The sequence below is a fragment of the Brevibacillus centrosporus genome (assembly GCF_003710815.1).
In the GTDB taxonomy this organism is placed as follows: domain Bacteria; phylum Bacillota; class Bacilli; order Brevibacillales; family Brevibacillaceae; genus Brevibacillus; species Brevibacillus centrosporus.
The window spans coordinates 157,545-180,103 of record NZ_RHHP01000007.1; the positions used below are offsets into that span (position 1 = coordinate 157,545).

Here is a 22,559-nt window from a genome sequence, read left to right on the forward strand (position 1 = left end):
TTTTGGATCTCGTTTCTACATACCCGCCATGACTTTCCGGTTACATTTCCACTTTTCTCAAACGGAAATCTAAAAAAGCCCAAGTAAACTAGCCTTGTACCGAAAGAGGTGCAAGAAACTTACCGAGCGATGAAAGGGTGGATTGACGATATGTTTAGCAAAGCGAAAATGGGTATGCTTTTAGGAACGATGGCAGCTGTACTTAGCATCGGAAGCTTCGGAAGTGCTTTTGCAGCCGATGCGACACAAACGCAAACGCAAACACAAAATTTGAATAAACCAGCAGATGTGAAATTTGGAGACAAAATGGGGCACCACCGCGTTGGCTTCGGGACTTCCTTCAAGGAAAACACGGAGCTGTTGTCTCTCTTGAATTTGGATGCAGATAAGCTTTCCGAAGAGCTGAAAGCAGGCAAAACACTGGCGCAGATCGCGGAAGCACAGGGCGTGGACGAAGCCGATGTCATCGCACTGCTGGTCAAACAACAGCAAGAGAAGCTCACAGAGGCTGTGAAAGCAGGGAAGCTGACACAGGAGCAAGCGGATAAAATGAATGAAAACGCCGCGGATCGTGTGAAAGCACAGCTCGAGAACACCCAAAAGGACAAAGGTGGATTTAGGTTTGGCGGCTATGACAAAAATGAAGAGCTGCTGTCCATCTTGAAATTGGATGCAGCCAAGCTTTCGGAAGAGCTCAAAGCGGGCAAAACACTGGCAGCGATCGCAGAAGCGCAGGGCGTGGATGAAGACAACGTGATTGCTCTCTTGCTGAAACAGCATGAGGAGAACCTGGCCGAAGCAGTGAAAGCAGGGAAGCTCACGCAGGAGCAAGCGGACAAACTGAATGAAAACACAGCAGACCGTGTGAAAAAGCAAATCGAAAGCACGCATCCAGCACGGGGATTTGCTAAAGGCTTCGGATTTGCCTATGACAAAAACGAAGAGCTGCTGTCCCTTTTGAAGCTGGATGCAGATAAGCTTTCGGAACAGCTGAAAGCAGATAAATCGCTGGCTGCCGTAGCAGAAGCACAGGGAGTAGCTGTGGATGACGTTGTGGCTCTCTTGGTCAAACAGCAGGAAGAAAAGCTGGCAGAGGCTGTGAAAGCGGGCAAGCTGACACAGGAGCAAGCGGATCAAATGAACGAAAAAGCATCCGAGCGAGTAAAAGCAATGGTAGAAAGCACCCATCAGGATCGTGGACACGGCAAAGGGTTGGGCTTCGGGATCGGTAAAAACGAAGACCTGCTCGCGCTGCTGAAGCTAGACGAAGCGAAGCTGACAGAAGAGCTGAAAGCTGGGAAATCACTGGCGGAAGTAGCACAAGCGCAAGGAGTTTCGGAGGATGAGGTAGTCGCGCTTCTCGTCAAACAGCAAAAAGATAAATTGGCACAGGCAGTAGAGGCAGGCAAGCTGACGCAGGAGAACGCGGACAAGCGCAGCGAAGAGCTGGAGGCATTCGCGAAAAAAATGGTAGAAAGCAAGCATCAACCAAAGGCTGAGAAGACGACAGCAGAATAATCAAAAATACGAAAAGGCAGGAGCAAATCAGCTTCTGCTTTTTCTTTCTGTCTGTTTTTCCTCCAAATTTCCATCTGGCTCAAACGAAAATCTAAAAAAATCGCGGTAACGTATCGAATGCCGGGAAGATCAAATGAAATGAGGCAATGGAAGGATGGACGACGTATGCTCAGTCATGTGAAAAAGGGAATGCTGCTCGGAACAGTGGTGGCAATGTGCACGTTAGGAACAATCGGCTGCTCGAACAGTGCGAGCGGCACCGAAACAGGCCAGAATGATCAGGCTGCCGCAGCAGGCAAGCACGGGGGAGACAGGAGCGGAGGAGGACCAGGAGCAGGCAGAATGGAGCGCGGCGGATTCGGAGGCGGCATCACCTACAAGGATAATGCCGACTTGCAGACCCATTTGAAGCTCGACGGGGCCAAGCTGGATGAACAGCTCAAAGCGGGACTGACGCTGGCAGAGGTGGCCAAAGCACAAGGCGTGGATGAAAATAGCGTGATCGATCTGCTTGTAAAGCAGCAGGAAGCGAAATGGAAAGAAGCCATATCGGCGGGCAAGCTGACACAAGAGCAGGTAGACAGCATGAAAGGGAACGGGAGCGAGAGGATCAAGGAGCAGATCGAACGCACCGCACAGGCGCGAGGGGGCATGGGCTTCGTGGTGAATCTTCACTCGAACGCGGAGCTCGCCAGCCTGCTCAAGCTGGATGCAGACAAGCTGCAGGAGCAGCTCAAGTCGGGCAAAACGCTGGCGGATGTGGCGAGTGCGCAGGGAGTGGCAAAAGAAGAAGTAGTGGCACTGCTGACCAAGCAGCAAAAGGACCAGCTGGCCGCTGAGGTAGCTTCCGGCAAACTGTCTCAAGAGGAAGCAGACAAACGCGGTGCCGATCTGGAAGCAAGAGTGAAAAGCATGGTAGAGGGTACCTTTGCCCAAGGTGGAAATATGGAAAAACAAAATTAACTTTCCCTTCAGTTTTCCATTTTTCTCAAACGGGAATCTAAGAAAGCCCAAGTAAACTAGGTCTTGTACAAGAGAAGAATGTACACAAAACAAGAAACCAAGCGTTGAAAGGATGGAGAATATATGTTTAGCAAAGCAAAAATGGGAATGCTCTTGGGAGCAATGGCAGCTGTGCTGAGTATCGGAAGTCTGGGAAGCGCAATGGCAGCCGACACGACACAAACGCAAACACAAACACAAGCGAAAGATTTGAATAAACCTGCAGAAGTGAAATTCAAAGGCAGCATGGGGCATCGCGGCGGCTTCGGATTTGGTGGAGGTTTCGGCTATGAGAAAAACGAAGAGCTCCTGGCCTTGCTGAAGCTGGATGCGACGAAGCTTACGGAAGAGCTGAAGGCAGGAAAAACGCTGGCAGCAGTCGCTGAGGCACAGGGCGTGGAGGAAGACGATGTGATCGCGCTTCTGGTGAAGCAGCAGGCAGAGAAACTGGCAGAAGCGGTGAAAGCTGGCAAGCTGACGCAGGAGCAAGCAGATAAAATGACGGAGAACTCCGCAGAGCGCGTAAAAGCCATGGTGGAAAACACACATCAAGATCGCGGTCACGGGAAAATGATGTTTGGATTTGGCCTCGGCAAAAATGAGGAGCTCCTCACCCTGCTGAAACTGGATGAAACCAAATTCAAAGAAGAGCTGACTGCAGGCAAATCCTTGGCGGAAATTGCAGAGGCTCAAGGCGTTGACAAGCAGGATGTCATTGACCTGCTCGTGAGCAAACAAAAAGAGCAGCTGGCAGAAGCAGTGAAAGCGGGCAAGCTTACACAGGAAGAAGCGGACAAGCGCAGCGAAGAATTTGCGACGATCGCCCAAAAAGTGGTGGAAGGAACCTTTGAAAAAGTAGCCTTCCCCCGAAAAGAAAAAGAGCAGGATAACGCTGAAAAAACAACCGTCACAGAATAATAAGCCTGATACAGCAAAAGCTCCAGCAGTAGGAGAGGGACTGACCTTATGGGGTCAGTCCCAAAATCTACTGGTGGGGCTTTTTCGTTCTTGCTATAGTCAAAATGGAAGGACATACATGCAGGATTTTATCTCAAGAGAAAAAGCAATGATGCTTCACTGGTTTTTATCTACTTAGGAGGTGAAAGCAGCATGACCAACATGGATTTGGAAGCCATGCTCAATTCCTTGTTCGACATCGTGCACGTGACCGACGCCGAGGGAAGAACGATCTATTGTACGGAAACGTATGAGCATTTCATCGGCGTATCGCGCAATGAAATGCTGGGGAGAAACATCGAAGACTTTTACAACCTCGGTTATTTCAAGCCGACGATTACGATGAGGGTCATCCGCGAGCGGAAAAAAATCCACACGATTCAGACCACCTTTCAAAACCGAAAGCTGTTTGTCGTAGGGACACCCATATTCGACAAGGAGGGAACCTTTCTTGGGGTCGTCAACATCTCGACGGACATCACCCACCAGGAAAAGCTGCAGAGCGAGTTGAACGAGGCGAAGAACCTCAGTACGATTTACTTTGAGGAGCTCGATAAGTACTCGAATGAAAAGAAGGAAGACGCATCCTTTATCTACCGAAGCAGCAGTATGGAAAATATCGTAGAGATGGCGCAACGGCTGGCCCAGGTCGATTCTACCGTCATCCTTCTGGGAGAGTCGGGCGTCGGGAAAGGGATGATGGCCAAGTACATTCACCAGAACAGTCCGCGAAAGGAGAAGCATTTCGTTCAGATCAATTGCGGGGCGATCCCGGAAACGCTGCTCGAGTCAGAGCTGTTCGGCTATGAAAAGGGAGCGTTCACGGGGGCCGGCAAAGAGGGCAAGATCGGTCTGATCGAAAAGGCAGATGGCGGAACCTTGTTTCTGGATGAGATCGGCGAGCTGCCGCTCCGGCTACAAGTAAAGCTATTGACCACCTTGCACGAAAAAACGATTACCCGCCTGGGAGGTTCGACTCCCAAAAAGATCGATATCAAACTGATTACGGCAACCAATAAAAATCTGAAGAAGATGGTGGAGAACGGAGAGTTTCGTGAAGATTTGTATTACCGGATTCACGTGATCCCCATGGAAATCCCGCCACTTCGGGAGCGCCCCGAGGAAATTCCCCTTTTGACCAGCTATTTTCTCGAATACTACTCGCGAAAATACTGCCTGAACAAGCAGCTGAGCGACAAGTGCTATCACATTTTGGAGAAGTACGAGTGGCCAGGAAATGTCCGCGAGCTGGAAAACCTTATTGAGCGACTGGTCGTGACGACGAAGGGGGATATCATCACTAGTGAGCAGATTCCAAGCAGTATCGCAAATAGTGTGACGAGCAGCAAAGAGGGGATCAAGGTGTTTAACCTTCTTCCCATTGCAGAGGCAGTCGAGGAAGTAGAAAAGCAGCTGCTCCAGCGCGCTCTGGATATGTACAAGACGACAACGAAAATGGCAGAAGCACTAGGAATCAGTCAGCCGAGCGTAAGCAGGAAGCTGAAAAAGTACAATATTCAATAACGCATAACGATTAGTCAAAAATAAATAGTTGGAAAATAGGCAATCTTACTACTTTTTATCCGTGAATTATACACCGATGAATAATCTAAGCTTGTGCATGAGTCGGATTTTTCAGGAGTCAGCTGAACCACCCTTCCTCTAATGCGGAGTTGCTCATTCTTGAGCAGACTTTGCTTAGAGGTTTTTTGCATTGGCATCTATTTTGCAAATGCGATAAGACGCCGGCAAAAATAGATGAAGGGGGTTATCTCTTGCGAAAAGTAGGGATTCTATCACTGGCGTTCTCGTTAGCTCTGCTCTCGTTGGCAGGATGTGCTTCAAACACCACGCAATCCAGCGGCGCCTCGAGTGCTGGGGGAGGCGGGGCGGATGTGATCAAGATTGGCGGGATCGGGCCTTTGACGCCGCCGGGCAGTCCAGTGCTGGGAGAAGAAATTCAGAAATCGATGCAGCTCGCCGTTGATGACATCAATCAAAAGGGGGGCGTGCTGGGCAAGCAGCTGCAGCTGTTTTATGAGGATAGCGCGGGCTCTCCCGAAAAAGGGCAGTCCGCTATGGAAAAGCTGATTAAGAAAGAGCAGGTTGTTGCGATTGCAGGGGAAGGCCACAGCTCTGCGGCATTGGCAGAGATCGAGGTGGCGAAGCGCGACAATATCCCGTTTATCGTAGCGGAAGCCTGGTCAGACGCGATTACGGAAAAGGGCTATGAGAATATTTTCCGGGTAGCACCGAACAACTCGATGTTTTCCAAACGCGTGGTGGAGTATGTAGAATTTGCTGGCTATAAAAACGTAGCGATTCTGGCAGAAGACAGCGACTGGGGAATCGGGAACGTCGACCTTTTGAAAAAACAGCTCACGGATAAAAACATTCCGTTTAAAAGCATCGTGGTAGACCGCAACACCAAGGATTTCGTCCCGCAGCTGCTCGATCTGACCAAGGATTTTCAACCTGATATTATTTTGAATATTATGACAGGTGTTGGCTGCTATCTCGTTGTGAAGCAAGCGCATGAACTGGGAATCGCCCCATCGGCCAAAACAGCGATGCTGATGGGAGGAGCAGATGCAGCATATCCGGAGATCTGGGAAACGACAGGAGAAGCTGCGAAGTACCTGGTCTGGCAAGCACCATACCATCCAAAAGCCAAATTCACGGATTTGACGCAGCCAATGGTGAAAGCGTACGAGGAGAAAAACGGACGGAAACCGACCTATGCAGCGCTGCATGCCTATGACACTGTCCTGCTTTTGGCTGATGCGATTACCCGTGCTGGCTCCACGGAACCAGCCAAGATCACGAAGGCGCTGGAGGAGGCGAAGCTTTTAGGCATTACCTTCCCTTCTGAAAAGGGCGTGGATTACCATAACTGGCTGCCTGCCCTGCTGTTCATGCAGTACACGCAGGTCAACCAAAGCCCGGATGACGCGGAGATTCTATTCCCGAAAGATGTCTCTACCGCAAAGTACGCAACACCGGACAAATAGGCAGCTGGGGAAGGGGCGAGCGTAAAGCCTCGCCTCTTTTTCCATGCGAAACAGGCACGCTTGCAGAAGGAGGGAAGGATTAGGTGCTAAAAGTAACCAACTTGACGAAACGCTTTGGTGGCACGGTTGCCGTCAATCAGGTCAACCTGCAGGTCAATAAAGGAGAGATCGTGGGCATCATCGGTCCCAACGGCTCTGGGAAATCTACGCTGCTCCACACGATCACGGGGGTCTATCAACCCGATGAAGGCGCCATCGAATACCGAAACAGGGACATAACCCGCGCACCCTTGGAGGAAAAGGCACGTATGGGGATCGGCCGTACCTTCCAAAATCTCCGTTTATTCAAACGTCTCACCGTTTGGGAAAACCTGATGATTCCCGCGATTCAGCTGAAAAAGGACAGGAAGGTGGCAGAAGAGGAAGCACAGGAGCTGCTCGAGCTAGTAAAGCTGCATAATCATGCCACGGAGCAGGCGCAAAACTTGTCTATCGGGCAGCAGTGGCTGCTGGAGTTTATCCGTGCGGTGATGCTGAATTCGGAGCTGATTTTCCTCGACGAGCCAACTGCCGGGTTCCACCCGAATATGATTCAAAACTTTCTCGATACGCTGCAGAAGCTGCACGCGCGTGGCAAGACCTTTGTGATGATCGAGCACAACATTCCGGCCATTATGGAAGTGAGCACGAGGTTGATTGCCGTGGCGGCAGGGGAAGTCATCGCGGATGGCGACCCGAAGACCGTGCACGCCAATCCGCAAGTGGTCGAAGCTTATCTGGGCTAAGGAGGAGTACGATGCTGGAAGTAGCCAATGTGGAAGCGGGGTACGGCAAAATCCAAATCTTGAACAACCTGTCACTATCCGCGAAGGAAAACAAGCTGACGCTCTTGATCGGGCCGAACGGTGCAGGAAAATCAACGCTCTTGAAAACCATCTTCGGCTTCGTGACGCCAAGCAAGGGTTCGATTCGCTTTCAGGGGGAGGAAATCAGCGGTCTGCCTTCCCACAAGCTGGCGAACTTGGGGATTGGCTTTCTGCTGCAGCGGGTCAGTGTTTTTCCGGACCTGACGATTGAGGAAAATCTAAAGCTGGGCGCCTGGTCTTTTAAGAAGGACTCAGCGAGAGTGGCTCAGCGGATCGAGTGCATGTACGAAAAATTCCCGATCCTCAAGCAAAAAAGAAGCGAATCTGCCGGCTTGATGAGCGGCGGACAGAAGCGCATGCTGGAAATCGCACGTACCTTGATGCCAGGACCCAGGCTGATTCTGGTGGATGAACCGTCTGCGGGGCTTTCCCCCAAAATCGCCAAAGAAGTGTACCGCGTCCTACACGAGCTGAGGGATGAGGGGATTACTCTCTTGATGGTGGACCAAAATATCCGGGAGTCCATAGGTTACTCGGACCATGTGTATGTGCTGGAGCGGGGGCAGGTATCATCGGAAAGCGCAGCGGACGAAATCGAGAAGAATCTGAAGCAGGTCGTTGAATCCTGGCTCAAGTTTTGACGAAAGGAGATTCTATATGAACGAACTGTCACCGCTTTTGGCACAGCTGGTAAATGGGCTGATCATCGGCTCGATCTACGGTCTCATGGCGCTTGGTTTGACTGTCATTTTTGGCGTTCTCAAAATCGTGAACTTTTCGCATGGTGAGTTCTATATGCTGGGTGCATATGCTTCCTACTTTGTAAGCCAGACGATGGGGCTTCATCCGGTTGCCGGAATCTTTGTGGCGATTCTCGCGACGTTTTTTCTCGGCGTGCTGATCGAAAAGGCGCTGTTGACTCCGCTCTATGAAAATAAGGTTGAGCGAAAGGATGAGTATGCACTCCTCATTACCTTTGGCCTTTCTCTCTTCTTGATCAATATGGCACTCGCCGTGTTTGGACCGTTTCAAAAGAGCGCGCCTGCACTCACCGGCGGCACGATTGATCTGGGGGTAATCACATTGAGCTCTGGAAAAGTGCTGGCTGCCCTGATCGCGATTGCGCTGCTGCTTATCATGCTGTTTATTATCAATAAAACCTGGCTGGGAACGGCGCTTCGGGCAATCTCCCAGGACCGGGATACGAGTGCCATCATGGGGATCAATGCCAAGCGACTGGGCAGCATCGCCTTTGGTCTAGGAGCATGCATGGCGGGAGCGGCGGGAGCTTTGCTCGGTCCTGTCTTTCTGGTCTATCCCATCATGGGAACGGTACCTGCGATCAAATCCTTTGTGATCATCGTACTTGGATCGATGGGATCGATTAAAGGAGCGATCTATGGCTCACTGTTGGTCGGACTAGTCGAGAGCTTGGGTGTTTTCTTTCTGTCCCCGGCTTACCGGGATGTATACAGCTTCCTCATTTTGATCCTGATTTTGCTCTTTAAGCCGAAAGGGCTGTTTGGAGGGGCACAATGGAACAACTAGACAAAAAAATCGTCTTGGGCTTATTGTTGATTGCGTTGATACTGCCTTTGTTCGCTAACGAGTATACGCTGCACATCGTCATCCTGGCGTGCTTCTATGTGATTTTATCCTCGAGCTGGAATCTGTTGGCCGGCTATTCGGGGCAGGTGTCCTTTGCACATCTGGCGCTGTCCTCTCTGGGGGCGTACACGTCTGGTCTGGTCTCGCTGAAGCTGGGGATTCCCCCGGTTTTCTCCATTCTGATTGGTGCCATCGCAGCAGGGATTGTCGGGATCATCATCGGGATTTTGACGCTCCGCATGAGTGGCAGCTACCTCGCGCTGACAACGATCGCGTTCTCGGAAATCTATCGGATTGTCATCAGTTTGGAATACGAAATCACCAATGGACAAGTCGGTCTCAGTGTTCCGGGACTGTTCGGGGAGGCAGGAAGTAAGATCACATACTACTACACAGCGATTGCCTTAGTTGTGATTGTCGTCTTTGTCGGCATTCAGAAGCTGGTGCAGTCGGACTTCGGTTTGACGATACGCGCGATTCGCGAAGATGAGACGGCCGCGGCTGCGATGGGAGCAAAGGTCGTTCGTCACAAGGTCATTGTGTTTGCCATCTCGTCTGCGATCGCGGGACTTGCAGGTGCATTTTTGGCCCATTACACCCTGCTGGTCAGTCCGGAAATGGCGACGATCACAGAGATGGGTATCGTTATCTCCATGTCGGTCATCGGAGGCTTGGGAACGTTCATCGGGCCGATTCTGGGCGGCGTTTCCCTGGAGCTGATCTCGGAGTACGTAAAGGAGTTTGGCAACTATCACTTGATGATCTTTGGTCTGATTCTCGTGCTCGTTATGCGGTTTTCGCCTACCGGTCTTGCGGGTCTGTTGGTATCACTGTATACAAGAAAGCGAAAGGCAGAGCAGCTCTCACAGATAAGGAAGGAGGCTTGACATGAAAGTCGTCGCGAAAACGCATCATATCTATTCATTTGCCCCTGATCTCCAACCAGTGCTTACGGTTGCCTCCGGGGATGAAGTCGTGTTTGAAACGTACGATTGCTATCGGGAGCAGTTGAAAGTGCCCACCAGAAATCAGCTGTTTGCCCTGCAGGGATTGAATCCGGCTACGGGACCGGTTGCCGTTCACGGCGCTGTTCCGGGCGATACGCTGAAAATCACTGTGATTTCAATCGACCTGGATGAGGAAGGAACGATGTATCTGCGGCCGGGTGCCGGTATTTTGCACAAGTACGTAGCCGAACCAGAGGTAAAAAAGTTTCGGGTCGAAGGCGGCAAGGTCCATTTTAACGAAAAGCACGCACTCGCCATCAAACCGATGATTGGCGTCATTGGCGTATCCCCGAAGAGTGGGGACATCACCACCTACTTCCCTGGGATGCATGGCGGAAATATGGATACCAAGGAAATTACGGAAGGTGCAGTCGTCTACTTGCCGGTATCCGTCGATGGCGCCAACTTGGCGATCGGAGATTTGCACGCGCTCATGGGGGACGGGGAAGCTACTGTTTGCGGCGTGGAGATCGGCGGTCGCGTCCGGGTAAAGGTTGAATTGGTAAAGGGGCAGTGTTTTGTTACGCCCGTTGTGGAGGATCGTGAGCAAGTGTATGTGGTCGCTTCCGCTGCGACGATGGATGAGGCCTGCCAGCTTGCAACGGAGTACATGTTTGAATTTTTGCGGGAAAGGCTTGAAAGCTATGAGGCGAATGAAATCGTTTGCTTGATGGGGATCAGCGGTGACTTGCGTGTATCCCAGATGGTAAATCCCTTGAAAACGGCGAAGTTTGCCATTCCGAAAGCGGTATTTGACGTGACTTTTGAGAAAAGCAGGGGATAAGGAGAGATTCCATTGGGGCAAAATCTTGCTTTCTTTAACGAACGGTTCATGGATCCGAATGAACGGGTGCTGCCCGTCGAAGAGAGAGGCTTGCAATTCGGTGACGGTGTTTACGAGATGATTCGCCTGTATCGCGGAGTACCTTTTACGCTTCAGGAACATTTGGCTCGTCTGGAGCAATCTGCCCATAGCATTATGCTCACCCTCCCGAAGACGGTGGAGGAGATTGCGGCGATTGTCCGAGCCGGAATTGCTCAGACCAAAATCGCCGAAGGAACCGTCTACATTCAGGTCACCCGGGGAACAGCGCCGCGCAATCATCTGTTTCCCGAAGATGTTGCTGCCAATCTGTTTATCGTTTGGAAAGAGGGGGTGCCAGACCTAGGGAAGCAACAGGAGGAAGGCGTAGTGGTGTTCACGTTTCCCGATGAGCGTTGGCACAACTGCTACATCAAGTCGATCTGCCTCTTGCCCAATGTTTTGGCAAAAGAAAAAGCGCATCAAAGAGGCGGACATGAAGCGATCTTTATCCGTGACAACGAAGTCAAGGAAGGGACCTCCACCAATCTGTTCATTGTAAAGGATGGGGTCTTCAAGACACCGATCGCGGACCAGTCGATCCTCAATGGCATAACGCGCCAAAAGATTATTGAGATTCTGAAGAAGCAGGATGTGCCGGTTCTCGAAACCCGTCTGACGATGGAGGACATCGAGGTGGCCGATGAAGTGATCATCACGAGTACCACGCAGGAGGCGGTCCCCGTGGTTCAAGTCAATGATCGAAAGGTGGGAGCGGGAAAGCCAGGTGCTTACTTCCAAAAGCTCGCTGCCTGGTTCCAAAAAGAAGTCGACCAGTCATGCTCGTCTTCTTCAGGTAAATAGGAAAGTACGTTATGGAATGGGCCGGGGAAGTTCCGGTCCTTTTTTTCGAACGAAAAACGAAGCGTCGATAAATCGGTGAGGGGGATCAAGCATGTGCAAAGTGGCAGCCATTCAGATGAAACCGGCTTCTGGCCAGACAGATGCGAATTTGCAGCAAGCCGTTTTTATGGCAGAACAGGCGGTGGGAGAAGGTGCCGAGCTTCTGGTTTTTCCCGAGCTATGGAAGACCGGCTACCATTTGAAAAAGGAGGAATTCCTGCGATTGGCAGAGACTCGAGATGGCAAGACAGTCAGCCTCTTTCGGGACCTGGCGAGGAAATGGGGAACGGTTATCGTCGTCCCCTTCGCTGAAATAGACGGGGATCACCTCTATATTTCGCTGGCGGTGATTGAACGAACGGGAGAACTGCTCGCCACGTATCGAAAGTCGTTTGTCTGGGGAAAGGAAAAAGACAGCTTTACGAATGGAGAAAGACAGTACCGGGTCATCCACACATCGCTGGGGAAAATTGGCGTGTTGATCTGCTACGATATCGAATTCCCGGAGCCTGCCCGTTTGCTGGCACTGCAGGGGGCAGAGCTGATCATCGTCCCTTCTGTGTGGAGCTTTGGGGCAGAAACCCGGTGGGACATCCAGCTTCCCGCCCGGGCCTTGGACAATACGGTGTTTATCCTGGGTGTGAATACGGTGGGAGAGGGCAGCTGCGGCAAAAGCAAGCTGGTTGCGCCGGATGGTCAGGTTTTGTGCGAGGCATCGCGTGAAGAAGCATGCATTCTTCTTCACGACATACAACCAGAGCTGATCGGGAAAGCCCGCGCGCGCATTCCTTACCTCGCGGATTTCGATGAGTCCTTGCTCCCAGGGGGAGAGGCAAGGAAAAGCGGTATGGTGATTCTCGGGTAATCGGCAACCTCGCAGAAATGATGTCTTCCTTTTCGGTAGCGGATATTGTTTAATGGGAAAAACTACGTCAGGGTAGTGGATTAAAAATATCGCGAGGAAGAGGGTGTGGCATCCGTGACTGTCTCCAAGGAACATCTTCGAAAACGTATTGCTGTTGCGGCTGGCAGGGAAAAAGCCGACATCGTCATAAAAGACGGAACCATAATTGATGTTTTCAACGGGGAGCTGCTGCAAGGGGATGTAGCGATTGCGGACGGTGTCTTTGTTGGGATCGGAGCGTACGAAGGACATACGGTAATCGACGCGGCAGGCAAGTACATCTCGCCTGCCTTTATTGACGGACATGTGCATATCGAGTCCTCGATGGTGGTTCCTGCTGAATTTGCGCGAGTGCTATTGCCGCACGGCGTCACAACGGTTATTACGGATCCGCATGAAATCGCCAATGTGGCGGGAGCGCGTGGAATCGAGTTTATGCTGGCAGCTTCGGAGGGCCTTCCCTTTGATGTGCATGTGATGCTTCCTTCTTGTGTTCCGGCGACTTCCTTTGAGAATGCGGGTGCGGTACTTACGCAGGCAGATCTTGACCCGTTTCTGTCCCATCCGCGTGTACTGGGATTGGCAGAGGTCATGGACTACCCTTCCGTTATGAATGCGGACGAGGGCATGCTGGATAAGCTGACCGCGACGATGGCACAAAATAAGCAGATTGATGGGCATGCAGCGGGACTTGATGTGCAGGCGATCAATGTATACCGGACCGCACAAATCAAAACGGATCACGAGTGCGTCACTGTCCAGGAGGCGAAAGATCGGCTGCAGCGCGGTATGTACGTGATGCTGCGTCAGGGAACGGCTGCCAAGGACCTGGAGGCATTGCTGCCGGCTGTCACCGAACGCAACTCGCGCAGATGCCTGTTCGTCACGGATGACAAGCATTTGGATGAGCTTCTCCGGGAAGGAAGCATCGATCATCATGTGCGGATGGTAATCGAGCGAGGTTTGTCGGCGATTACTGCGATTCAGATGGCGTCACTGAACGCGGCGGAATGCTTCAGGCTGTATGACAAGGGAGCGATTGCGCCAGGTTTTGCAGCCGATTTTCTCCTGCTGGACGATCTGGAGCAGGTCGCGATCCATCAGGTTTTTAAAAACGGCAGACTCGTAGCGGATCGAGGAAGAGTAGTAGAAGACATGCTTCCTCCGCAGTCGGCTGAAGTAGCTGCCAAAGCAGAGGAGCTGACCGGAAGCGTTCGGATCCAGCCACTGACCAAAGAAAGGTTTGCCATACCCGTTCGAAACGAAAAGGCGCATGTCATCGGCATCATTCCCAACAAAATCGTAACGGAGCATCTTGTAATAGAAGTGCCGACTGTTCAGGGAGAGTTTGTTCCTTCTGTAGAGCGGGACCTGTTGAAAATGGCAGTCATTGAGCGCCATCACCTCACAGGCAACGTTGGGCTGGGGATCGTCAAAGGTCTCGGTCTGCAAAAAGGGGCGATCGCATCCACTGTTGCACATGATTCGCATAACCTGATCGTCGCAGGAACGAACGATGACGATATGCTGTTTGCCGTGAAAACGATTGAAGGCATGCAGGGGGGCTTGGTCGTCGTTGAGGATGGAAAGGTACTGGCAGCCCTCGCTTTGCCGATTGCGGGATTGATGTCCAATCAGAAGGCAGAAGTCGTTTGCCAAGGGCTCGACGAACTGGAGCACGCTTTGCGCACGGTAGGGGCACCGGCTACCTTCCAGCTGTTTTTGACGCTGTCCTTTTTGGCGCTGCCGGTTATCCCTTCCCTCAAGCTGACTGATCAGGGATTATTCGACGTTCAACAATTCACTCTGCTCTCGGGCGTTTGATTTCGCCACGCGAAATAAGCATTCCCTGAATTGACATCCGGCAGGAAAACACGATACAGTCAAATTAACTTCTATCGTAATGAGGTGGCATGCTTTTCATGAAAAAACCGGCTACGGATGTTTTGTTCCAGGAAGAGTCTACGTACAAGGACATGCTTCTGCGCAAAAGCGTAAAAATGCGCGTGATGGAGACAGTTGCTTTTGTCTTGGGAATGCTGATTCTCGCGCAGATTCTTCCTAGTAACAACACGGCATTCAAGGTGCTCGCCTTTGCAATTGCGATTGCAGTTGTAGGTCTGGCTCCCTTTCTTTACCGATCGATGCTTCGGCCTGTGTACAAGCTGACAAAAACACACCTGATCATCACGATGTCAGGCAAAGAAACCAGCTATCCACTGTCCGAGGTCGAACAGATTTACGAAGGCCGCCATCTCTACAGAGTGGGAGGAAAGCGGGAGTCTCTGATGGTGTCCCGTGAATTTCTAAAGCACTTGAACGAGCGTTTGTTTTACTATAATAAAGCGAACAAGAGGAGATAAGCATGAAACCGTTTTGTCGTGACACTTGGGTTGAAGTAAATCTGGATGCGATTTCAGCCAACGTGCAGACGTTCCGCCGCCATCTGCCCGCAGAAACCGGGATTATGGCGGTGGTGAAGGCTGACGGCTACGGACATGGTGCTGTCGAGGTAGGCAGACAGGCGCTTGAAAGCGGCGCGAACTCACTGGCAGTTGCCATGCTGGATGAAGCCATCGTTTTGCGGGAGGCAGGGATCGATGCCCCTATCCTGGTGCTTGGCTACACACCTGCTGATTCTGTAGAGTCAGCCAGCCGACTGCAGGTCCAGCTTACGGCATATCATGCTGATTGGATTGCCGAGGCGAACCGCGTTTTACTTCAGGGGAATCTCGCGCCTGTCGGCATTCATATCAAGACCGATACGGGAATGGGCCGACTGGGTGTGCGCACAAAGGAGGAGCTGCTGCGTGTGGTAAACGCACTCGAGGAAAGTCAAAAGCTCTCCTGGACCGGGATTTTCACTCACTTTGCCTGCGCGGATGAACCGGACACTACCCATGTGCGACGACAACACGAAACGTTTGAAAGCTTCTTGCAATCTCTTCGCGCTGCAGGCAAGAAACTGCCTATGATCCACTGCTGCAATACGGCGGCTGCGATTGCTTTTCCCGAATGGGGGTATGATACGATCCGATTAGGCATAGGTTTATACGGACTATATCCTTCGCCATATATGAAAGATCGTGCAGATGTGGGGCTCGTACCGGCACTCGCGCTGAAGACCAAGATCGCTCACGTGAAAACAGCGACGGACGAAGCTTTTACGGTCAGCTACGGTGCGACGTATACCGCTAAGCCCGGGGAACAGATTGCGACACTGCCCATTGGATACGCAGATGGATATTCTCGCCTGTTGTCCAACCGTGGGAAAGTTTTGTACAATGGAGCACATGCTTCCATCGTTGGCAGGGTTTGCATGGATCAGATTATGGTGCGGATTGAACAGGGAACGGCACAGGTCAATGATGAGGTTGTTTTGTATGGAAAGCAGGGCGAGGATGAGATTTCTCTGGATGAAGTAGCAGCCCTGATCGGCACGATCAACTACGAGGTTCCTTGCATGCTGAACTACCGCATCCCCCGCGTTTATTTTCAGAATGGAAAAGAAACAGGGGTGTTTCACCCAATCACTATGAAACATGCTCCCAAAGAAAGTGTAAATAACTAGCAAACAAAAATCGGCAGGAATTTTACTTTCGAGAACGAATACTAGGTAAGCGCAGAAAGTCGGCTTTTTTTGCTGCATAGCGTACGGACAGGTATATTTTTGCAATGGTTTCGACATAATGGTATTGTTCATACTGACAAATTGGCAGGAGAACATGCTTAGCGGATGAAAGTTACGGTCATGGTTGGAGGTGGATTTGTCTTGTCGAAGTCAAACACGAAACGCATCATGATCAGCTTGCCACAACACTTGCTACAAGAAGTGGATGGCGTGATTCAGAAGGAAAAATCCAATCGCAGCGAGTTCATTCGCCAGGCGATGCATCTGTATTTGAAGGAGCGCAAAAAGCGCACCATCCGTGAGACGATGCAAAAAGGGTATATGGAGATGGCGAAGATCAATCTGAAAATGGCATCGGAGGCTTTTGGCGCTGAAGAAGAGGCTGACCATACTCTTGTCCGCTTAGTTAGCGGGGTGTGACCAGTGATTGTCAAACGTGGCGATGTATTTTTCGCGGACCTGTCACCGGTCGTTGGCTCTGAGCAAGGAGGCGTTCGGCCTGTATTAGTCATTCAGAACGACATTGGAAATCGATTTAGTCCGACGGTCATCGTCGCAGCCATCACGGCACAGATTCAAAAGGCGAAGCTGCCTACGCATGTTGAGATTGACGCAAAAACATATGGATTTGATCGTGACTCCGTCATTCTGTTGGAACAAATTCGAACCATTGACAAACAACGGCTGACCGATAAGATCACTCATCTCGATGATGAGATGATGGATCGTGTGCATGAATCCCTACAGATCAGCCTGGGACTCATCGATTTTTAAAACTAGGATCAGACCTTTGGAGAGGAAAAGCCACTTGAGTGAAGCAAGTGGTTTTTTTGCTGTGAGGGCAGGATTTGATGTGTGTATAGCGAATGTAATGGTAGTGAATATTAGACAAAATGTGACACGTTTTGCTTTTTATTCCCAAGGTGGAGAAATTGGCTTCGCTTCGCATCCATTACATTTCTACCTATCAAGTGAGGGCGGAAGGAGTTTTTGATTGTGGCAGAGCTGTATCCTGAGACAATCAAGATCGATTCAGTAGCGGATATTGTCGCAGCGAGGCAGGTTGGACGAAATATGTCTCGACAATTAGGGTTCGGCACGATTATGCAGTCCCGAATGGCCACTACCATTTCTGAGCTGGCTCGAAATATTTTTTTGTACGCAGGAGAAGGAACGATTACGATCACGCCGATCGAGCGTGAAGGAGCAATCGGTTTGCAGATTACTGCACTGGATGCAGGACCTGGGATTGCAGATATTCGCAAGGTATTGGAAGATGGTTATTCTACTTCAGGTGCGTTGGGAGCTGGGCTACCAGGCGTCAGGCGCATGATGGATGAATTCGATATTCAGAGCGCTCTTGGGGAAGGGACAAAAGTCATCGTTGTGAAATGGCGTAGCTGAGTAGAGGAAGGTGGAGTAGGATGATGACCCGGGGTATAGAGAAAAAGTACGTGCAGCTTCTCCGGGACTATTTGGCTGGTCAAGGGGAAGATCAGCTATACGATGCCCAGCAGCTGGGGAAGTGGCTCTTGCTTCAAGATATTTCGCCAGAAGAAATGATTGATCTGCATGGGCGGGCATTGGAATATCTCGGGGATGTACCCGAGTTTGTACGAGCGTCCTTCTCTATCTTAACGGAAGTCATGATTGAGTACGGAAATGAGCATCGCTCGGTGACCAGCATGAGGAGCAAGCATAAACAGTTCCAATCCGAAATGGCGGTTGCCTCCGCTATGCAGAAATCACTTGTGCCGCAGGAGCTGCCGGTCTATCCAGATGTGGAGATTGGGCTGGTCAGTGTCGCAGCGAAGCAAATTTCTGGGGATTACTACAATATCGTTACTCACGACGACGGGCGACTCTGCCTGACGATTTCAGATATTACGGGAAAAGGGATCTCAGCTGCGATGTGCATGTCCATGCTGAAGTACGCGATGGAGAGCTTGGGTGACATGCTGCATGGTCCAGATGAAATGCTGCGCCATCTGAATCGGGTGGTGGAGCGCAATATCGATCCAAGCATGTTTGTCACGATGCTGTTCGGCTGTTACGATACGCAGAAGCATCGCTTCCGATATGCTGTTGCCGGACATGAGCCTGGCTTTGTGTATCGGGCAAAGGAAGGGCGTTTCTACGACATGGAAGGCAAGGGCATGGCGCTGGGGATCTGCTCCGACAGCCACTACCAGGAATATGAAGTGCATCTCGATGTTGGGGATGTTCTGATTCTTCTGACGGATGGTGTAACAGAGCGCAAGATTGGCCGATATTACTTACATAGGGACGAGCTGGTATCTTATCTGGAGGCGGAATTAGGTACGTCCGCTCAAGTGATGGCAGATAACCTGTATAGCAAGCTGCTGCTGCTCTCCCAGTTTGAACTGCCAGATGATTACACCATGATGATACTGCGAAGAACCTGAGCGATAACTGGAGGGAATGCGGATGGACCTAACCATGAATATCACCAGAAATGAAACGGAGCATTTGGTAAGCCTTAGCGGCGACGTGGATGCCTTTACTGGACCGAAAGCAAAAGAAGCGATTATGACCTCAGTGGAAACCCCTGGGGTAGCTGTTGTCGTTGTCGATTTGTCACAAGTGGAGTACATGGACAGCACGGGAATCGGTATTTTCATCGGAGTGATGAAAGCATGCAAGCAGGTAGGGTGCGACTTTGTTGTGCAAAACCTGCCGTCCCGGGTAGAAAGGCTGTTTCGCATTACTGGCTTGTATGATCTAGTCTCCATCCGTAAAGGAGAGAGCGAGTAATGGTTCAGAAGAGATCTGAAGCAGATGTTATTTCCTTGCAGCTGCCGAGCCTGCCTGAATACTTGGGAGTTGCTCGCTTGACTGTATCGGGTGTTGCCAATCGTTTGGGATTTACGTATGACGAGATCGAGGATATCAAGCTCGCGGTGGGAGAGGCTTGCAGCAACGCAGTGAAGCACGCCTATCGCTTGGAGGAAGAACCGGGGCTCATTTCCCTGTCCTTTTCCATTTATCCCGATCGACTCGTCATCGTCGTGACCGATGAGGGGAAAGGCTTGGACAGAGAGCCTAGCGCTGATCAATTAGCCCCTCTGTACGCGGGTAGAGATTTAGACGAGGTAGAAGAGGGGGGATTGGGTCTGTATTTGATCCACGCCCTGATGGACGAAGTGGATATTCGCACAGGTGACGGTGTTTCGGTCTCCATGACCAAGTATGTTCAGCGGGATGGGGTGGCTGGCGATGACCGGACAATCTCGGAAGAAGAAGTATAGTCCCGAGGAATTGAAAAAGCTCACCTATCAGTATTGGGAAACAGGAGATGGAGAGCTGCAGGAGCTGTTGGTGAGAGCGTACACGCCGCTGGTAGAAACGCTGTCCAAGAAGTTCGTCCGTGGACAAATCATGCATGAGGATCTGATTCAGGTAGGGATGATCGGGCTTTTGGCGTCGCTGCGAAGATTCGATCCGTCTTTTGACCGGACCTTTGAAAGCTTTGCCATCCCTACCATCGTAGGCGAGATTAAACGATATATTCGCGATAAAACCTGGAGCGTACACGTTCCGCGAAGAGTGAAGGAACTGAGCCCCAAAATCAAACGCGTCGTCGACGAGCTGACGATCCAGCTGCAGCGCTCTCCGCAGATCTCCGATATTGCGCAGTGCCTCGGCGTTTCGGAGGAAGCTGTTCTGGAGACGCTGGAGATGGGCAGGAGCTATCACTCCCTTTCGATGGACAGCGAGCTGGAGGCAGACAGTGACGGCAATACCATTACACTGCTGGACCTGATCGGATCGCAGGAGGATGGGTTTGGGCAGGTTGAGCAGAACCTCATGCTTGAGAGAGCCTTGCATGTTTTAGACAAACGGGAAAGAGAAATAATTCAATTAACCTACTACGAGAACCTGAGTCAAAAACAGGCTGGCGATGTGCTGGGCATGTCCCAAATGCATATTTCTCGCTTGCAGCGCAGAGCCCTGGCTAAATTGCGTGAAGCCTTAAAGCTGGAACAGCATGAAACGGTCATGTAAATAGAGGGAGAGGTGCCAGCGGGCATCTCTTTTTTTGATACGGACAGCAGCTTTTTCGCAGGCAGGTTTCCAGTTCGTAACAGCAAATATGGTACAATATACAGCGAAGAACGAGCGCAGGAGGACATGTATGGAACTGACGTTAATGATCCAGACCATCGCCCAGGATACTGGCGTGAAGCCTCATCAAGCAGAGCGAACCATTGCTTTGCTGGATGAAGGAAACACAGTCCCGTTTATTGCCCGTTACCGCAAAGAGATGACCGGGCAATTGGACGAAACACAGATTCGAGCCATTGAAGAGCGCGTTCGTTATTTGCGCAATTTGGCTGTACGAAAAGAAGAAGTCATTCGGCTGATCGAGGAGCAGGGAAAGCTGACAGATGAGCTGAGAGCTGCCATCGAGAAGGCAGCCAAATTGCAAGAAGTAGAGGATTTGTACCGACCGTACCGACAAAAGCGTCGTACACGAGCTACGATGGCCAAGGAAAAAGGACTGGAGCCTTTGGCCAATTACTTGCTGAGCCTGCCGAAAACAGGGGAAGCGCAGGCAGAAGCGGCAAAATATATCGACCCGGAAAAAGGTGTCGACTCTGCAGAGGCAGCTCTGCAAGGAGCGATGGATATCGTAGCCGAGCACATCTCGGATGATCCGGACATCCGGCAATGGATCCGCCAACGCACGATGCAAAAAGGACTTTTGCTGTCGGAGCAAAAAGCGGAGGAAGCCGATGAAAAGAATGTATACCAGATGTATTACGCTTACAGCGAACCGCTGAAGAAGGTCGTGCCACATCGGGTGCTGGCCATGAATCGCGGGGAGAGTGAAGGCATATTGAAAGTGACGGTCGAAGCTCCGGTCACGGAGATTCTGCCATGGATACAAAGACGAGTGATTCCTCGCGAGACCGTCGTTCGCTCTGTTCTTGAAATGACGGTAGAGGATGCTTATAAGCGATTGATCGCCCCGTCCATTGAGCGGGAAGTGCGTGCAGAGCTGACGGAGACAGCAGAAGAGCAAGCGATACATATCTTCTCGGAGAACCTTCGCAATCTGCTGCTGCAGCCCCCTGTCAAAGGCAAAGTCGTGCTGGGCGTGGACCCTGCGTTTCGGACAGGCTGCAAGCTGGCAGTTGTCGATGAGACAGGCAAGCTGCTCGAGGTAGCTGTCGTCTATCCGACTCCCCCAGTGAACAAAGTGGCGGAAGCTGCGGCAAAGGTGAAACAGCTGATTACGACCTACAGCGTGACCGTAGTAGCGATTGGAAACGGTACCGCCTCACGCGAGACCGAGCAGTTTATCGCGGATGTCCTGAAGGAACTGGGAAAAGACGTGATGTATATCATCGTCAACGAAGCAGGGGCATCCGTCTACTCGGCATCGCCCCTGGCAAAAGAAGAATTTCCAGATTTGGACGTAGCTGAGCGAAGTGCCGCGTCGATCGCGCGCAGACTGCAGGATCCGCTGGCGGAGCTGGTGAAAATCGATCCGAAATCGGTCGGCGTCGGACAATACCAGCATGATGTGTCCCAATCACGGTTGGCGGACAGTCTGCAGTTTGTCGTTGAATCCGCGGTAAACCACGTCGGGGTGGATGTAAACACAGCCTCGCCTTCTCTGCTGCAATACGTATCCGGCATCAGCAAGCAGGTAGCAGGCAATATCGTGAAAAAACGGGATGAGATCGGAAAGTTTTCCACGCGGTCACAGCTGAAAGACGTGCCGCGCCTCGGGGCCAAAACGTACGAGCAATGCATTGGCTTTCTGCGGGTCATGGAAGGAAGCAATCCGCTGGACAAGACCCCGATCCATCCGGAGTCGTACGATGCGACGAACAAGCTGTTGAATATCATCGGCATCGCACCCCATGATATTGGCAGTGAGCGCTGCAAGGAGCAGCTGCAGTCGCTGAACATCGCACAGACTGCCGAGCAGCTGGGAATCGGTGAGCCTACACTGGCGGACATTGTAGAGAGCCTTTTGCGTCCGGGACGTGACCCGCGCGACGAGCTGCCGAGACCGCTTTTGCGCAGTGATGTCCTCAAGCTGACTGATCTCGGTGTAGGGATGAAGCTTCAGGGGACAGTACGAAATGTCGTCGACTTCGGGGCATTTATCGATATCGGATTGAAAAATGATGGACTGGCGCATATCTCGCGGCTGAAAAAAGGCTTCGTGAAGCATCCGCTTGAAGTGGTCGCAGTGGGCGATATCGTGGATGTGTGGGTCGTAGAGATCGATGAAAAACGTCAGCGTGTAGGTCTGACTCTGATTGCACCGTCAGAGGGCTGATAACAAAAAGATGACAAAAAGGCGGCGTCCT

23 protein-coding genes are annotated in these 22,559 nt (G+C 51.4%); all 23 read left to right on the top strand.

What is annotated here, in order from left to right:
- Positions 1 to 150: 150 nt before the first annotated feature.
- Complete coding sequence (locus EDM55_RS08890) at positions 151 to 1,518, top strand: hypothetical protein (RefSeq protein WP_246070864.1); 1,368 nt, start codon at positions 151 to 153, stop codon at positions 1,516 to 1,518.
- A 138-nt stretch (positions 1,519 to 1,656) separates the two neighbouring features.
- Entirely contained in the window at positions 1,657 to 2,481 is an 825-nt protein-coding gene (locus EDM55_RS08895; RefSeq protein WP_141295175.1) for a hypothetical protein, read from the top strand.
- Positions 2,482 to 2,604: 123 nt separating this feature from the next.
- Complete coding sequence (locus EDM55_RS08900; RefSeq protein ID WP_122960121.1) at positions 2,605 to 3,438, top strand: hypothetical protein; 834 nt, start codon at positions 2,605 to 2,607, stop codon at positions 3,436 to 3,438.
- A 192-nt stretch (positions 3,439 to 3,630) separates the two neighbouring features.
- On the top strand, positions 3,631 to 5,001 hold the full coding sequence (locus EDM55_RS08905; RefSeq protein ID WP_092270925.1) for a sigma-54 interaction domain-containing protein: 1,371 nt from the start codon (positions 3,631 to 3,633) through the stop codon (positions 4,999 to 5,001).
- Positions 5,002 to 5,252: 251 nt separating this feature from the next.
- Positions 5,253 to 6,488, top strand: a complete 1,236-nt coding sequence (locus EDM55_RS08910) for an ABC transporter substrate-binding protein (RefSeq protein ID WP_170184344.1) — start codon at positions 5,253 to 5,255, stop codon at positions 6,486 to 6,488.
- A gap of 83 nt (positions 6,489 to 6,571) precedes the next feature.
- Entirely contained in the window at positions 6,572 to 7,273 is a 702-nt protein-coding gene (locus tag EDM55_RS08915) for an ABC transporter ATP-binding protein (RefSeq protein ID WP_122960123.1), read from the top strand.
- An 11-nt stretch (positions 7,274 to 7,284) separates the two neighbouring features.
- The gene (locus EDM55_RS08920) at positions 7,285 to 7,995 is read left to right on the top strand and encodes an ABC transporter ATP-binding protein (RefSeq protein WP_092270931.1); all 711 of its coding nucleotides are present in this window, start codon (positions 7,285 to 7,287) and stop codon (positions 7,993 to 7,995) included.
- 16 nt (positions 7,996 to 8,011) lie between these two features.
- Entirely contained in the window at positions 8,012 to 8,902 is an 891-nt protein-coding gene (locus tag EDM55_RS08925; RefSeq protein WP_092270934.1) for a branched-chain amino acid ABC transporter permease, read from the top strand.
- Complete coding sequence (locus EDM55_RS08930; protein ID WP_092270937.1) at positions 8,890 to 9,849, top strand: branched-chain amino acid ABC transporter permease; 960 nt, start codon at positions 8,890 to 8,892, stop codon at positions 9,847 to 9,849. The genes EDM55_RS08925 and EDM55_RS08930 overlap by 13 nt, the downstream gene beginning before the upstream one ends.
- 1 nt (position 9,850) lies before the next feature.
- Positions 9,851 to 10,753, top strand: coding sequence for an acetamidase/formamidase family protein (locus tag EDM55_RS08935; protein ID WP_122960124.1), 903 nt, complete (start codon positions 9,851 to 9,853; stop codon positions 10,751 to 10,753).
- Positions 10,754 to 10,765: 12 nt separating this feature from the next.
- A complete protein-coding gene (dat, locus tag EDM55_RS08940; protein WP_092270943.1) occupies positions 10,766 to 11,635 on the top strand; it encodes a D-amino-acid transaminase in 870 nt (289 codons plus the stop codon).
- Positions 11,636 to 11,726: 91 nt separating this feature from the next.
- Complete coding sequence (locus EDM55_RS08945) at positions 11,727 to 12,539, top strand: nitrilase-related carbon-nitrogen hydrolase (RefSeq protein WP_092270946.1); 813 nt, start codon at positions 11,727 to 11,729, stop codon at positions 12,537 to 12,539.
- Positions 12,540 to 12,653: 114 nt separating this feature from the next.
- On the top strand, positions 12,654 to 14,402 hold the full coding sequence (ade, locus tag EDM55_RS08950) for an adenine deaminase (RefSeq protein ID WP_122960140.1): 1,749 nt from the start codon (positions 12,654 to 12,656) through the stop codon (positions 14,400 to 14,402).
- Positions 14,403 to 14,500: 98 nt separating this feature from the next.
- On the top strand, positions 14,501 to 14,941 hold the full coding sequence (locus EDM55_RS08955; RefSeq protein WP_092270949.1) for a hypothetical protein: 441 nt from the start codon (positions 14,501 to 14,503) through the stop codon (positions 14,939 to 14,941).
- 2 nt (positions 14,942 to 14,943) lie between these two features.
- Entirely contained in the window at positions 14,944 to 16,149 is a 1,206-nt protein-coding gene (alr, locus tag EDM55_RS08960) for an alanine racemase (RefSeq protein ID WP_122960125.1), read from the top strand.
- Positions 16,150 to 16,329: 180 nt separating this feature from the next.
- Positions 16,330 to 16,629, top strand: coding sequence for a CopG family ribbon-helix-helix protein (locus tag EDM55_RS08965; RefSeq protein WP_025845698.1), 300 nt, complete (start codon positions 16,330 to 16,332; stop codon positions 16,627 to 16,629).
- Between the two features lie 3 nt (positions 16,630 to 16,632).
- On the top strand, positions 16,633 to 16,983 hold the full coding sequence (locus EDM55_RS08970; protein WP_092270955.1) for a type II toxin-antitoxin system PemK/MazF family toxin: 351 nt from the start codon (positions 16,633 to 16,635) through the stop codon (positions 16,981 to 16,983).
- A gap of 222 nt (positions 16,984 to 17,205) precedes the next feature.
- The gene (locus EDM55_RS08975; RefSeq protein ID WP_373863277.1) at positions 17,206 to 17,613 is read left to right on the top strand and encodes an anti-sigma regulatory factor; all 408 of its coding nucleotides are present in this window, start codon (positions 17,206 to 17,208) and stop codon (positions 17,611 to 17,613) included.
- A gap of 20 nt (positions 17,614 to 17,633) precedes the next feature.
- Positions 17,634 to 18,635, top strand: coding sequence for a PP2C family protein-serine/threonine phosphatase (locus EDM55_RS08980; protein WP_092270961.1), 1,002 nt, complete (start codon positions 17,634 to 17,636; stop codon positions 18,633 to 18,635).
- 22 nt (positions 18,636 to 18,657) lie between these two features.
- The gene (locus tag EDM55_RS08985; RefSeq protein ID WP_122960126.1) at positions 18,658 to 18,984 is read left to right on the top strand and encodes an anti-sigma factor antagonist; all 327 of its coding nucleotides are present in this window, start codon (positions 18,658 to 18,660) and stop codon (positions 18,982 to 18,984) included.
- Positions 18,984 to 19,478 carry an anti-sigma B factor RsbW gene (rsbW, locus tag EDM55_RS08990; RefSeq protein ID WP_122960127.1) on the top strand — a complete coding sequence of 165 codons (495 nt, stop codon included), beginning with the start codon at positions 18,984 to 18,986 and terminating at the stop codon, positions 19,476 to 19,478. The genes EDM55_RS08985 and rsbW overlap by 1 nt, the downstream gene beginning before the upstream one ends.
- Positions 19,447 to 20,235, top strand: a complete 789-nt coding sequence (gene sigB, locus EDM55_RS08995; protein WP_092270972.1) for an RNA polymerase sigma factor SigB — start codon at positions 19,447 to 19,449, stop codon at positions 20,233 to 20,235. Before rsbW ends, sigB begins: the two co-directional genes overlap by 32 nt.
- A 130-nt stretch (positions 20,236 to 20,365) precedes the next feature.
- Positions 20,366 to 22,528 (top strand): Tex family protein, encoded by a 2,163-nt coding sequence (locus EDM55_RS09000; RefSeq protein ID WP_092270975.1) that lies wholly within the window; start codon positions 20,366 to 20,368, stop codon positions 22,526 to 22,528.
- Positions 22,529 to 22,559 lie beyond the last annotated feature (31 nt).